General features: G+C 59.9%; 13 protein-coding genes. 7 read left to right on the top strand and 6 right to left on the bottom strand.

Annotated features, from left to right (window positions below; all coding sequences use genetic code 11):
• Positions 1 to 97: 97 nt before the first annotated feature.
• Positions 98 to 616, bottom strand: coding sequence for an HNH endonuclease (locus NW839_RS08105; protein WP_414350223.1), 519 nt, complete (start codon positions 614 to 616; stop codon positions 98 to 100).
• Positions 617 to 783: 167 nt separating this feature from the next.
• On the opposite strand from NW839_RS08105, the gene NW839_RS08100 reads away from it, so the two are divergent.
• The 5 genes from NW839_RS08100 (at position 784) to NW839_RS08080 (ending at position 6,690) form a co-directional block, all read left to right on the top strand.
• On the top strand, positions 784 to 2,991 hold the full coding sequence (locus NW839_RS08100) for a glycoside hydrolase (RefSeq protein WP_414350225.1): 2,208 nt from the start codon (positions 784 to 786) through the stop codon (positions 2,989 to 2,991).
• Positions 2,992 to 3,018: 27 nt separating this feature from the next.
• On the top strand, positions 3,019 to 3,969 hold the full coding sequence (gene pip / locus NW839_RS08095) for a prolyl aminopeptidase (RefSeq protein ID WP_414329348.1): 951 nt from the start codon (positions 3,019 to 3,021) through the stop codon (positions 3,967 to 3,969).
• A 240-nt stretch (positions 3,970 to 4,209) separates the two neighbouring features.
• Positions 4,210 to 4,749, top strand: a complete 540-nt coding sequence (locus NW839_RS08090) for a PDZ domain-containing protein (RefSeq protein WP_238376905.1) — start codon at positions 4,210 to 4,212, stop codon at positions 4,747 to 4,749.
• A gap of 31 nt (positions 4,750 to 4,780) precedes the next feature.
• Positions 4,781 to 5,089 (top strand): hypothetical protein, encoded by a 309-nt coding sequence (locus NW839_RS08085; protein WP_414329349.1) that lies wholly within the window; start codon positions 4,781 to 4,783, stop codon positions 5,087 to 5,089.
• A 5-nt stretch (positions 5,090 to 5,094) separates the two neighbouring features.
• The gene (locus tag NW839_RS08080; RefSeq protein ID WP_414350226.1) at positions 5,095 to 6,690 is read left to right on the top strand and encodes a hydantoinase B/oxoprolinase family protein; all 1,596 of its coding nucleotides are present in this window, start codon (positions 5,095 to 5,097) and stop codon (positions 6,688 to 6,690) included.
• On the opposite strand, the gene NW839_RS08075 is transcribed toward NW839_RS08080, so the two are convergent.
• Together NW839_RS08075 and NW839_RS08070 are read right to left on the bottom strand one after the other, a co-directional pair.
• Positions 6,627 to 7,019: a thioredoxin family protein gene (locus tag NW839_RS08075; RefSeq protein WP_414350227.1), complete on the bottom strand. Its 393-nt coding sequence runs from the start codon at positions 7,017 to 7,019 to the stop codon at positions 6,627 to 6,629. The two genes, NW839_RS08080 and NW839_RS08075, sit on opposite strands and share 64 nt — an antisense overlap.
• A 34-nt stretch (positions 7,020 to 7,053) precedes the next feature.
• On the bottom strand, positions 7,054 to 7,794 hold the full coding sequence (locus NW839_RS08070) for an NnrU family protein (protein WP_414350228.1): 741 nt from the start codon (positions 7,792 to 7,794) through the stop codon (positions 7,054 to 7,056).
• A 65-nt stretch (positions 7,795 to 7,859) separates the two neighbouring features.
• On the opposite strand from NW839_RS08070, the gene psb27 reads away from it, so the two are divergent.
• Both psb27 and NW839_RS08060 read left to right on the top strand, forming a co-directional pair.
• Positions 7,860 to 8,261: a photosystem II protein Psb27 gene (gene psb27, locus NW839_RS08065; RefSeq protein WP_414350230.1), complete on the top strand. Its 402-nt coding sequence runs from the start codon at positions 7,860 to 7,862 to the stop codon at positions 8,259 to 8,261.
• Between the two features lie 223 nt (positions 8,262 to 8,484).
• Positions 8,485 to 8,949 carry a YHS domain-containing (seleno)protein gene (locus tag NW839_RS08060; RefSeq protein WP_414350235.1) on the top strand — a complete coding sequence of 155 codons (465 nt, stop codon included), beginning with the start codon at positions 8,485 to 8,487 and terminating at the stop codon, positions 8,947 to 8,949.
• Between the two features lie 24 nt (positions 8,950 to 8,973).
• Here the strand turns inward: NW839_RS08060 and NW839_RS08055 are convergent, their stop codons facing one another.
• The 3 genes from NW839_RS08055 to NW839_RS08045 form a co-directional block, all read right to left on the bottom strand.
• The gene (locus tag NW839_RS08055; RefSeq protein ID WP_148202698.1) at positions 8,974 to 9,789 is read right to left on the bottom strand and encodes a sensor histidine kinase; all 816 of its coding nucleotides are present in this window, start codon (positions 9,787 to 9,789) and stop codon (positions 8,974 to 8,976) included.
• A gap of 87 nt (positions 9,790 to 9,876) precedes the next feature.
• A complete protein-coding gene (prmC, locus tag NW839_RS08050) occupies positions 9,877 to 10,743 on the bottom strand; it encodes a peptide chain release factor N(5)-glutamine methyltransferase (protein ID WP_414380567.1) in 867 nt (288 codons plus the stop codon).
• Between the two features lie 33 nt (positions 10,744 to 10,776).
• Positions 10,777 to 11,625, bottom strand: a complete 849-nt coding sequence (locus tag NW839_RS08045; protein ID WP_414350234.1) for a Tic22 family protein — start codon at positions 11,623 to 11,625, stop codon at positions 10,777 to 10,779.
• Positions 11,626 to 12,230 lie beyond the last annotated feature (605 nt).

The raw sequence follows: 12,230 nt of genomic DNA, 5'->3' as shown, positions 1-12,230 counted from the left end.
CGTGGGGCAGGAATGCCCGACCGCGAGGTAAGGACTCCGTCCTGCTGACGGGAAGGGTGGCCCGCGCTCTGTCCATAGGATGAGCGCCGGGAGGATGTCACTCTTGCCGACTTTGGTGTTCGCGCCAGAACTGCTCCGCAAAAGCCACCGTCGGGTGGAGAGGGGCACGGGGTTTGCTGCGCAGGGGCATGTTGGCTTCTTCAGGGGTGCGGTTGCCCTTGCGTTGATTGCAGCGTTCGCAAGCCGTCACCACATTGTCCCAACTGTGGGATCCCCCTTTGGAGAGGGGCACGACATGATCCAAGGTCAGATTGTGGGTGCTGCCACAATACTGGCAGGTGTGGTGATCCCGCCGCAAAACCTCCCGCCGATTCACAGGGGGCACGCGCCAAGCGCGCTCTTTGCCCTTGATGGTCAGGCGAATATGTTCGGGCACTTCAATGACCTGGCTGGGGGAGCGCACCTTCCACACCGGCACATTCATCATCGAGAGCGGTTCGGCTTTGCCTGTTAGCAGCAGCACGATTGCCCGCTTGATATTGACCCGGCTGATGGGCAAATAGTTTTGGGAAAAGACAACGATCGACTGTTCCAGAAGGTGGGTAGCGGCAGTCATGGCTCAGCTCTTCCATTTGCCGCCATTCTCCTGAGGAATCTGCCGAATGGCAAGCTTTTCCCCACCGCCATCGACACCGGCAGAGCTCAGACATTCAAGAGTTTCTTACGATCGCCAGCCAGACAGATGGGCTAGTATCCGGGTGATGGTTGGATCCGGTACCGCCCATGACTTACCCGCTGCACGTCGCCCTGGTTTGGCACCAACACCAACCCCTCTACAAAAGTCCGGTGGCGGGTAAATATCGCATGCCTTGGGTGCGCCTACACGGGATCAAAGATTACCTGGACTTGGTCTTGCTGCTGGAGCGCTATCCCCGCCTGCACCAAACGGTCAACTTGGTGCCCTCCCTGATTGTGCAAATCGAAGAGTACGTAGCCGGCTCGGCTTTTGATCCTTACCTGGAACTGACCTTATCCCCTGTCGAAAAGCTCAGCCCCGATCAACTGCGCTTTGTGGTCGAGCGTTTTTTCGACAGCCACTACCCCACCATGATCGAGCCCTATCCCCGTTACCGGCAGCTCTACAACCAACGGGAATCTCAGGGGGTGAACTGGTGTCTGCAGTACTGGACTCCGCAGGACTTCGGGGATCTGCTGGCCTGGCACAACCTGTCTTGGTTTGATCCTCTCTTTCAGGAGGATCCTGAGATCGAGGGCTGGATTAAGATGGGATCCGGTTTTACCCTGGCGGATCGGCAGCGGATCTACGCCAAGCAACAACAGATCCTCGGCGCTATCTTGCCCCAGCACGCCAAACTGCAGAGCAGCGGCCAACTGGAACTGACCACCAGCCCCTATACCCACCCCATCTTGCCCCTGTTGGTGAGCGAGCGCTCGGCGCGGGTGGCTCGGCCAGGGTTGCCTTTGCCTCGCTACCCCTTTCACTGGGAGCAGGATGTCCACAGCCAACTGGAGCGGGCTAAGCAGATCTATCGGGAGCGCTTTGGCCGCGAGCCGCGGGGCCTGTGGCCTTCCGAGCAATCCGTAAGCCCTGCCATTGTGCCGATTGTGCAAAAACAGGGCTTTGAGTGGATCATCTCCGACGAAGGGGTTTTGGGGTGGAGCCTGGGCCAGCCTTTTCATCGCGATGGGCAGGGCCACATTCTGGAGCCGGAGAAGCTCTACCGCCCCTACCGCCTGGAAACCGAGCGGGGGGATCTGGCCATCGTCTTTCGGGATCACCGCCTTTCGGATTTGATTGGCTTCAGCTACAGCGCCATGCCCGCCGATGCTGCCGCCAAAGATCTCATTGGCCATCTGGAGAGCATCCGCAACCGCCTGCCCCAGGAGCAGCCCTGGCTGGTGACCATCGCTCTGGATGGGGAAAACTGCTGGGAGTACTACCCCCAGGATGGCCGGCCCTTCTTGGAAAACCTTTACACCCGCCTCAGCCAGCACTCCTCCCTGCGGCTGGTGACCGTTTCGGAGTTTCTGGATCAGTTTCCGCCCACCGAGTTTTTGCCGGCAGAGCAACTTCACAGCGGCTCCTGGATCGAGGCAGATTTCACCACCTGGATTGGGGATCCCGTCAAAAACCGCGCTTGGGAGCTCTTGGCTCAGGCCCGCCAGGTGATTCAGGATCATCCCCGCGCCAATCCCCAAGCCTGGGAAGCCCTCTGGGCCGCCGAGGGATCCGATTGGTTCTGGTGGTTTGGGGCAGGCCACTCTTCCGCCCATGATGCCGTTTTCGATCAGTTGTTTCGGGAGCACCTGCAGGCGCTCTACACCGCTTTGGGAGAGGCAGTGCCGACCGTGCTGCGATTTCCCCTAGAGGATCATGACGGCCTAGGGGATCGCCTGCCGCAGGGGTTTATCCACCCGGCCATCAACGGTCGTCCGGCAGAACGGGAGTGGAGCCAAGCCGGGCGGGTGGAGATTGGAGCGGCCCGAGGCACCATGCACCGCAACAGCATTGTTCGTCGCCTCTGGTACGGGTTCGATCACTTCAACCTCTACCTGCGGCTGGATTTTAACTCGGTGGTGCAGCGGCCCAGGCAATTGCTGGTGCTGTGGTTCTATCCCAACCGCGTCACCGTCAACAGCCCCATTCCCCTGCAGGGGTTGCCGGCAGAAGCCCCTCTCAACTACCACTACCGCCACCTGCTGCAGCTGTCGCTGCCGCCTCCCGGCACCGGCCAGCATCCGGCGGAGGTGCAAGCCCAGCTCTTGCAAGCAGGGGAGTACCACACCTGGCACGCCATCGGCCATCAAGTGAAGGCGGTGGTGGATGCCTGTTTGGAGGTGGCCATCCCCTGGAGCAATTTGGGCGCCCAGCCGGGTCAGGAGCTGCAATTTGTCATCCTGGCCGCGGATGGCGAGACCTTTCAGGAAGGGATCCCGCCCAAGGCCACCATTGCCCTGCGCAGACCCTGAGAGTGATGACCAGCAGAGCTTCAAGTTATGTCGCGCGATCTCTATCCCCCCATCGAGCCCTACGATCAAGGTTTTCTGGCGGTTTCCTCCCTCCACACCCTGTACTACGAGCAGTGTGGCAACCCGGCAGGCAAGCCGGTGGTGTTTTTGCACGGGGGGCCTGGAGGCGGGATCGATCCCATCTACCGGCAGTATTTCGATCCCAGCCGCTGGCGGGTGGTGCTGTTCGATCAGCGGGGCTGCGGGAAAAGTCGCCCCTATGCCGAGCTGCGGGAGAACACCACCTGGGATCTGGTGGCGGATATCGAGAAGTTGCGCCAGCATCTGGGCATTGATCGCTGGTTTGTGTTCGGGGGCAGCTGGGGCAGTGCCCTTGCCCTGGCCTATGGGCAAACCCACCCCCAATCCTGCCTAGGGTTTGTCTTGCGGGGCATTTTTCTCTTGCGCCCTTTTGAGCTCCGCTGGTTTTACCAGTCGGGGGCCGGCTACTTTTTCCCCGACGCTTGGGAACATTACCTGGAGCCGATCCCTCCCGAAGAGCGGGATGACCTGCTGGCAGCCTACCACCGCCGCCTCAACGACCCAGATCCCCAGGTACGGCTGAGGGCAGCTCGCGCCTGGTCCGTCTGGGAGGCCAGCACCAGCAAGTTGATCCCCAGCCCAGAGCTCATCGAGCGCTTTGGTCGGGGAGAGTTTGCCGAGGCCTTTGCCCGCATTGAGTGCCATTACTTTGTCCACGGCGGTTTTTTGGATCCGGAGGATCAGCTCCTCAGGGGGGTGGGACGGCTGCGGCATCTGCCGGCGGTGATCGTCCAGGGGCGCTACGACGTGGTGTGCCCGCCCATCTCTGCTTGGGAGCTGCATCAGGCTTGGCCAGAAGCAGAGTTTCGGATGATCCCCGATGCTGGCCATTCCATCACCGAGCCCGGAATCCGCACCGCCCTCCTGGAAGCCACCGATCGCTTTGCCGGTTTGTGAGCCCCGCCGAGCCAACCCAGTGCTGCCAGGGATCCCAAGACCTTGAAGAATTGCTACAGGAAGGCCGGCAAAACCTTGGGATCCAGCCCAGAAGCACGGCCAAGCCTATCGACAGTTGGCGATTTTGGGTTTATCACTGAGGGAGGGGCGGTGCAAGCTGCCCACACCTGGCTGGTGCATCCACCCAAGTGCTTCGCGGATTCAAGCTCATTTCTACTTCACCGTTTCCAGGGTCGAACCATGCAGAAACCAACCCATCTGTTCAAGCTTGCCCTAGCCCTGCCCATCTCCTTCTTGCTGGCAGATGCAGTTGTGGCCTACCCCTGCGACTCGGTTGGGGGTGAAGCTTACAACCACCACGGCTCCACGGTTCAGGTCAGCAGCGACGCCAACAGCTTCGGGGTTCAGTGGTCGCCTGCCTCCTATGCTGTCGGCAACGGCTTCATTGGAGTTGCCATTGAAACGGTGAACGGCGAGCAAGCCCAGAGCGCCATCAGCCGTCGTCTGTTCGGCCCCGCACTTCGAGTTCAGGGGGTGCAGGTGGTCGGCTTGCTCCAGGATGGTCCTGCTCAACGAGCCGGTCTGGCCCAGGGCGATATTTTGATTGGAGTGGATGGGCAGCGGGTCACCTCCGTGCAACATGTGCAGCAGATCATCCAAAATACCCCAGTAGGCCAATCGGTGCCGATTACCTTCCGCCGTGGTGAGCAGGTGCTGTCAACGGTGGTTGTGGTGGGGGATGGCCGGGTGTTGCGCCCCTTGATGCTGCAGCAGCAGTGAGCCTTGTCGGGATCCCTACCCGGAGCTCTCTGTGAATGCCAATTGGAGTTCGGGATGGGCTGTCTGGGCAGTTTGCGGCCTCAACGGCTTGCTGTTTTTGGCCCTGGTTGCTCTCATTCCTGTCATTTTGAAGCTGCGCTCGGCTCTTGGGGTCACAGAGCAGGCCATGGCCGATTGGCGAGAAGCAGCTCAACAGGCCTTGGCTCCCACTCCCGCTGAGTTGCTGCGTCTGCGGGATCGTCTGCGCGAGAATCGCCATACCCTTGCCCGCTGGCAACGTCGTTTGCAGTTCTGGCAAGGGATCCGCAGGGTGGCCGTTTGGCTGGGGCGTAGGCTTTGAGGGATATGGATAGCAACTATCCTGTCTCCAATCCCATCCGGTTGCAGGTCATGGCCAACGCTCTGGCGGGGATTGCCGAAGAGATGGGAGCCCGCCTCATCCGCGGTTCTTATTCGGCCAACATCAAGGAGCGGCGGGATTGCTCCACAGCTCTGTTTGACGCGCAAGGGGCTTGCATTGCCCAGGCAGCTCACATCCCGGTGCATTTGGGCGCCCTTTCGCAGGCGGTGCGAGCGGTGGTGGCAGCCAACCCGCGACCCGGAGATGTGTTTCTCCTCAACGATCCCTACCAGGGGGGATCCCATCTGCCGGACGTTACGGTGGTCGCGGCCATTCCCGGCTGGAGGGATCCCGACCGGATTTGCGCCTATGCTGTGAACCGTGCTCATCACGCTGATATTGGAGGGATGCGCCCTGGCTCCATGCCCGCCGACTCCACAGAACTTTGGCAAGAGGGGCTGGTGATCCCGCCGGTACGGCTGGCTGGGCTCTCTCTAGAAGGAGAGTTGTACTGGCAGGAGGATCTGCTGCGCCTAATCCTGGCCAATGTGCGCAATGCCGAGCAGCGGCGGGGGGATCTGCAGGCCCAGGTGGGGGCCAGCGCAGTGGGGATGAGCCGGTTTCGGGAGTTGCTGGCCCGCTTTGGAGAAGAGGAAGCTTGGCAGTTGATCGCGGGGGTGATCGAATACAGCCGCCGGCGGATGCGGGCGCAAATTCAGGCTCTGCCCGATGGGATCTACACGGCTGAGGATTGGTTGGAGGGCTACGGGGATCCGCCCGCGCCCCTTGAGATTCGGGTGCAGGTGGAGGTCAGGGGCGAGAAGCTGCGGGTGGACTTCACCGGTACCGCTCCGGCCATGGCGGGAAACCTGAATGCGCCGCTGGCCGTCACCCGCTCGGCAGTGTTGTTTGCCCTGCGTTGTCTGTTGGATCCCACGGCCCCCAGCAATGTCGGCCTGGAGGATCCCATCGAGATCGTGGCGCCGCCCGGCTGCTTGGTGAATGCCCAGTTTCCGGCAGCAGTGGTGGCGGGCAATGTGGAAACCTCGCAGCGAATTGCCGATGTGGTGTTCAAAGCTCTGGCTCCCGTGGCCGGATTGCGGAGCATCGCTCAGGGGCAGGGCACCATGAACAACTGTGTGCTGGGCAACCGCCACTTCACCTACTACGAAACCCTGGGAGGTGGTCAGGGGGCCAGCCGGCAACGACCGGGTTTGGACGGAGTGCATGTGGGCATGAGCAATACCCTCAACACCCCCATCGAGGCTCTGGAGCTGGAGTATCCCCTGCGGGTACTGCGCTACGAGCTACGCCAGGATTCCGGCGGCCATGGCCAACAGCGGGGCGGCTGGGGGCTAATCCGCTCCATCCAGACTTTGCAGGATTGCACCCTCTCCCTGCTCACCGAGCGGCGCCACTATGCCCCCCAAGGAGAACAGGGAGGCGGGCCAGGCCAAGTGGGGATCAACCTCCTCAACGGGGATCCCTTGCCTGGCAAAATCAGCCGCTCCCTAAAAGCCGGCGACGTGATCACCCTCTACACGCCGGGCGGCGGGGCTTGGGGCTCAAACAAGGATGAGCAGGCTCCCGAACCCAGGTAGCGCAGGTGGTCAAGAAACAACTGCTCGCAGCGGCGAAGCACCTCATCGCGGCTGGCGAAGTGCTCCAGCCTTTGCACTTCTTGACCTTTCTCAAACAAAATTAGGGTTGGCAAAGAGCGCACCCGATAGCGGCGCGGCAGCCAAAAATTGTCGTCTACATTCACCCGCAGTACTTTGACCGCCCCTCCCCACTCGGCTACGAGACGGTCGGTAATCGGCTGAATGAAGCGACACAGGCCACACCAAGGGGCGCCGAAATCCACCAAAACCAACCCATCACTTGTCAAAAGTTCTTGATTAAAAGCATCTAAAGCAACTTGCAAGGCCATCACTCCCAAACTAAAGAAGTTCTTTGGGATCATGCTACCAGGCAACTTGGCTGGCTGCAGAAACCATTTGGGGATGGAAAGCATAAAGAATCAATACAAAGCTGAATACCCCCAGATAGGCCCAGCGAAAAAACTCTTGGGGGCGCAGTTGCTGTCGCTTCTGCAGAATGGCCAAGCCGGGGATCACGGAGGTGCGCGCCTTGAGATCGCGGAAGGCCTGCCCGTATTTCCGCTCCAGGCGGTGATCCCCGTGCCAAACCGCAAACAGGTGGTAGGCAATGAGCCCAAGCGAGGTCACCGCCATAAAGCTGGAGCCAATCCACAGGGAATGGGCCACACACCAGATCACCTGGCCCACCATTTGGGGATGACGGGTGATGCGGATGATCCCGGTTTCAAACAGGTGGATCTCCGGCTTGCGAATGGCGGCGATCTCCAGCAAGTTGAAGGTGGCCGGATACAAAAAGAAAAAAGAGAGGGCAGACAAAAGAGCAACGGTGGTGCGAATGCCTGGGACGGCTTGGAGATCCCAGAGAATCACCCCGTCGTAGCGGTGGTTGAAAAAATAGATGAGCAACAGCGGTGCCAAACTGAGGCTCACCAGAGCAAAGAAGATGCGGTACAGACGGGATCCCAGCCGGCTTTCCCCCCAGGGTCGCAAGTAGGCCAGTCCGCTGTGAGCACAGGCAAATCCCAAGATTAGGGCCAGCATTGTCCAATGGGATCCGTACTGGCCCAGCTTCTGCAGAAAGTCGCTGAAGGGGGTGAACAGCATCTTTTGGGTGACTCCTCTGGTGTTGCTGTGGCTTATGCTTAAAAGTAAGTTACATTAGGTTCCCCATGCTCAAAACTTTTTTTCTGCGTCTTGTCAGCCTGCTCCTGTCTGTAGCCCTTTTGCTGGGCTCAGCGAGCTCAGTTGCTCAGGCTGCCCGTCTCACCGGCAAGTATTACGAAGACAGCATGACCTTGATCCAAACCCTGCGCACCGTCCTTTCAGAAGGGGATCCCCTGATGAACCCGGAAGAGGCGCGAGCGGAAGCCATGCAAGCCATCCAGGAGTTTTCTGGGCGCTACCACGGCCATCGCTACGATAAGCTGCAGTCTTTTACCACTTTGCGCACGGTGTTTAACACGCTGGCCTCCCAGTACCGCACTTCCAGTCGACCTCTCAACCCCGAAAAGGTGGAGCGGGTGCTAATGCAACTGGATCGGGCCGAATTGGCCCTGCGCCGAGAAGGTTGAGCTTTTTTAGATCTCCGAGATCCAAATCACAGGCAAATCTCCTCGCTGTGGCCAAACTGTTCCCAGTCCCCGGAAGCCAGCATCTCCTCAGATGTCTTTTGTCAGATGTCTTTTGGAACCTGAAGGGGAAGAGTAAGGCTTTCTTGCTCATTTCGATTTTCGATTGAGGACTTGGGAGGTTGTGATGGTCAAAAATCGTTGGGCTTTGATCCCGCTGCTGCTGATGGTTGGGGCTGTTGCTTCTCACCCAGCTTGGCTCCTGTCTCTCCCAGCCCAAGGACAGGTCGTTGGGGCTGTCGAGGAGGGATCCCCGGGCCCCTTTTTTGCAACGGATGGCCTGGCCCTGCGGGGCTATGACCCGGTGGCCTATTTCATCGACGGCAAGCCGGTCAAGGGATCCCCAGAGTATGAATGGGAGTGGGGAGGGGTGACCTGGAGGTTTGCCAGCGCCGAGAATCGGGAGCGGTTTCGCAACGACCCAGAGCGCTTTGCCCCCCAGTACGGCGGGTTTTGTGCCTGGGCCGTGGCCCACAACTACCTTTACCCGGTGGATCCCTTTGCCTGGAAAATCGTCGATGACAAGCTGTACCTGAACGCCAACCAGCGGGTACAGCGTAACTGGGAGCGCGACATCCCCGGCTTGATCAAGAGGGCAGATGCCAACTGGCCAGCTTTGAGAAGCCGATAGGCCCAAGTCCCTCTGGCCTGGGGTTCAATGGGCGAGGCGCAGGGTCACCTTGATGCCAACTCGGTAGGGGCCGCTTTCGCAGAGTTCCAGCTGGCCTCCCATTTCTCTCAGGAGCCGCTCGCTTACCCGCCAGACGGCACAGCCCTCTGTTTGAATGGGCACATGGCATCGCCCCTCAAGGTTCCACCCCAGGCACAGTCGCCCCTCTTCTTCTGCGGTGGGATAGGGGTGCAAAGCCATCGAACCATAGCGTAGGGTGCGGATGCCCCAGCGACACACTCCCAGCAGCGCCTGCACCAAGCCGTGGGGATCCGCCCAAACGGTGAGGCTATCGGGGAGAAGGGGCACCTCAGAGGCTGGGGCTGGTTGTAGAACCGGCCATTCGTAGCGAATGCCCTGATCCTGGGCCTGTAGGCGAGTTAGGCTGTACACATCCTGCAGGAGGGGGCGTAGTCGGGTCGGTTCCGGTCGCAGAGGTTGGATGGGCAGGTCATGGCGAGCCAGGCGGGTGTATTCCTCAAGCAGCTTGATCAGGCGCTCTACCGCCTCTTTGGCACTTTGCAGGTATTCCCGCTCCTCTTCGGGAGAGTCACATAGATCCGACAACACCAACTGCAGGGATCCCATCTGGCTGCTGAGGGGATTGCGCAGCTCATGGCCGATGCTGACGAGCAACTCTTGTTGAAAGGCCCGCATCACCTCAGAGCGTTCAAAAGCAAATTGCCAATCCACAGCCTCTTGCTTGTCGGCAGAGGCAGCCTGCTGTAAGGGTGGGTCGGGTTTGGCTGTAGGCGAAGGCTCCCTCAAGAAGTGCTCCTGGCGAAGGACAGGGGATCCCATCCGTGCTCAGATCTCTGGGCTCGGAGCTTTAAGTTTTGGACAGTTCCGGCTCCGGCGATACCCCATCTTATGGGATCCTACCCTTTTCTATCCGACGAAGTGGGCGCTGACCACCCGTTCAATCCCGGCCAGATCTCGGTGAACTTGGATCTGCCGATAGCAGCCTCTAGCTTGCAACTGCTCCGCCACCCAAGGGGCTTGGCCTCGCATCACTTCCACCGCCCAAAAGGAGTTCGGGGCCAGGTAATCCGGTGCTGCTTGAATCAACAGTCGCAAGTGGGCTAGGCCGTCTTCTCCCCCATCCAGAGCTTGTCGCGGCTCGTGCAGTCGCACCTCTGGCATGAGAGAGGCCAGCTCAGCAGAGGGAATGTAGGGAGGGTTGGAAACCAGGCCGCGCAGCCGTCCTCGCCAGGGATCCAAGGGCACAAACCAGGATCCCAGCAGCAACTTCACCCGCTCCTGCAGATGGTGGGCTACCACATTGTCTGCCGCAACAGCCAATGCCTCTGGGCTAGAATCCACGGCCAGAAGCCGCAACTGGGGGTGCTGATGGGCCAACGCAATGGCAATCGCCCCGCTGCCTGTACCCAGGTCGGCAAAACAGGATCCCGGCGGCAGAGGATTGGCCTGTAGCCAAAGGGAAGCCTGCTCCACCAGCAGCTCGGTCTCCGGGCGTGGGATCAGCACCGCCGGCGTCACCCGCAAGCTCAAGCCCGCCCACTCAACTTTGCCCAACAGGTACTGTAGGGGGATGCGCTCTTCCACCCTTTGCCGCCAAAGGGCCTGCACCTCCTCCAGGGGATCCCCCTCCCCAGCCGGAGCGCGACCCATCAACCGCTCCAATGGCCCCCACCCCAGCCGTTCCCTGAGCAAAATCTCCACTTCCTCGGCAGGGATCCCAGCCGCTTTTGCCGCCCTCAGGGCTTGGGCACGCCACTCTGTTAACCGCTTCACCAGAGCAGACGGGGATCCCATCAGGGGCTTAGGTTAACGCTGAGGCTGGGGACTTGCGGAAGGATTGGCCGGTCGGGCCAGCGATTGGATGTACTCCAGCGCCGAGCGAGAGGGGATAAAAGCGATCTTCTGCACATCGGCCTGTGCGTCGGGAGCCAACATGCGCTCCACCACAATGGCCAGCGAGGTCACTTCAATCTGGGTTTTCCCAACCACATCCGGGTTCTGCGCCGCCGCCCGATCCAAAGCCCTCCGCAAATCGTTGCGGTCGAAGAAGAAGGGCACCACCTCATGGCCATCCTGCTCGATGGTCAGCAGCCCCTCGCCGGAGCGGCCATAGAACAGAGGCACACCAATCGCTTCTGCAGGCACATCTTGACCGGTTTCCTTCAGCACCTGCTTGGCTGCTTCCACATCAGAAGCCCGAGGCACCACCTCAAAATACAGGTCACTATTCTTGGCGCGCTCCTCTTCCGATTTTTCGTAGGCATACCCCAGCGAGAGAGGCACCACCCGGGCTTGACTGGCTATCTCGGGGTTGCTGGCTTTCACCTGCTCCAACACTTGCTGGGCTTGGGCTTGATCCAGCCAGAAGGAAACCACTTGGATGGTGCGGCCATCTCGCTCCACATTGGCGACAACGGGGGTGCCGTTCTGAGACACAATGGCAAAAACAGGCACCAGATTCAGCCGTTCCGCCACCTCTTGCCGGCTCATGGGGCCTGCGGCTGCCTGAGCCAGTAGGGCATTCTCCTGAGCCCAAACAGGAGTCACAGCCAAACCCCCCCAAGCTGTTCCGATCAGGATCCCGGCTACGCCGCCCACCTGAGCTGCACAGCGGCAGAGGGAGCGCACAGGCGATACTACATTACAACGCGTCATTCTCATCTCAACTCCCGGCATCGCGCCTTGTTCTGGTTGCTATGGGGTCAGATCCCTTAAGTACTAACCAACAGCCTGGGGCAGAGCAGAAGCTGCCCAGATTAAACCTGCTCAACAGGGCTTAGGCTAGCGATGCGGCACACTCTCAGCCTTAGGATCCCGGTTGGCCATCGCTGACAACACCCCGGCACACCTATCTTGAAGAGCGCTCTTGGGCCACCCTAGAAGCCAAGGTTAGAACATCTGCTCGACCTCTGTCGAGGGGCAAAGCCCCTATTTTGGGTGGGGATCCCGCATCACCCAATACTATATACGGAGTCGCATACAACTGATCCACGCTAGATGCAGATCCCTCCGAGGGTTGTGTACCCAGCTCTCCCATAAAACGCTGCCTATTCCAGCCTTGTTCGGCGGTGTCCTGATGTAGCCGCGCAAACGTGGCAGCTGCTGTTAACTTTTGTTAAGATAGGGGTGCGAACTCACAGCTGTAGGGAGCATGACTCTAGTCAATAATAAGCTCAACTATACTGAAAACAATGTATAATATGTTCAGTACGGATTACTACCAGTTGATCTTTCTGTTTACTTTCGAGTCTGCCAACATG

Source organism: Synechococcus sp. R5-15 (assembly GCF_047462035.1).
GTDB lineage: Bacteria > Cyanobacteriota > Cyanobacteriia > Thermostichales > Thermostichaceae > Thermostichus.
This window is presented reverse-complemented; position numbering and strand designations above follow the sequence as displayed.

What these genes read in the sequence shown, in the direction of transcription:
- NW839_RS08090 (WP_238376905.1), top strand. Translation starts at nt 4,210, where the DNA reads ATGCAGAAACCAACCCATCTGTTCAAGCTTGCCCTAGCCCTGCCCATC.
- NW839_RS08055 (WP_148202698.1), bottom strand. Translation starts at nt 9,789, where the DNA reads ATGGGATCCCCTGTCCTTCGCCAGGAGCACTTCTTGAGGGAGCCTTCG.
- NW839_RS08045 (WP_414350234.1), bottom strand. Translation starts at nt 11,625, where the DNA reads ATGACGCGTTGTAATGTAGTATCGCCTGTGCGCTCCCTCTGCCGCTGT.
- NW839_RS08105 (WP_414350223.1), bottom strand. Translation starts at nt 616, where the DNA reads ATGACTGCCGCTACCCACCTTCTGGAACAGTCGATCGTTGTCTTTTCC.
- NW839_RS08075 (WP_414350227.1), bottom strand. Translation starts at nt 7,019, where the DNA reads ATGGCCTTGCAAGTTGCTTTAGATGCTTTTAATCAAGAACTTTTGACA.
- NW839_RS08070 (WP_414350228.1), bottom strand. Translation starts at nt 7,794, where the DNA reads ATGCTGTTCACCCCCTTCAGCGACTTTCTGCAGAAGCTGGGCCAGTAC.
- psb27 (WP_414350230.1), top strand. Translation starts at nt 7,860, where the DNA reads ATGCTCAAAACTTTTTTTCTGCGTCTTGTCAGCCTGCTCCTGTCTGTA.
- NW839_RS08080 (WP_414350226.1), top strand. Translation starts at nt 5,095, where the DNA reads ATGGATAGCAACTATCCTGTCTCCAATCCCATCCGGTTGCAGGTCATG.
- NW839_RS08100 (WP_414350225.1), top strand. Translation starts at nt 784, where the DNA reads ATGACTTACCCGCTGCACGTCGCCCTGGTTTGGCACCAACACCAACCC.
- NW839_RS08060 (WP_414350235.1), top strand. Translation starts at nt 8,485, where the DNA reads ATGGTTGGGGCTGTTGCTTCTCACCCAGCTTGGCTCCTGTCTCTCCCA.
- pip (WP_414329348.1), top strand. Translation starts at nt 3,019, where the DNA reads ATGTCGCGCGATCTCTATCCCCCCATCGAGCCCTACGATCAAGGTTTT.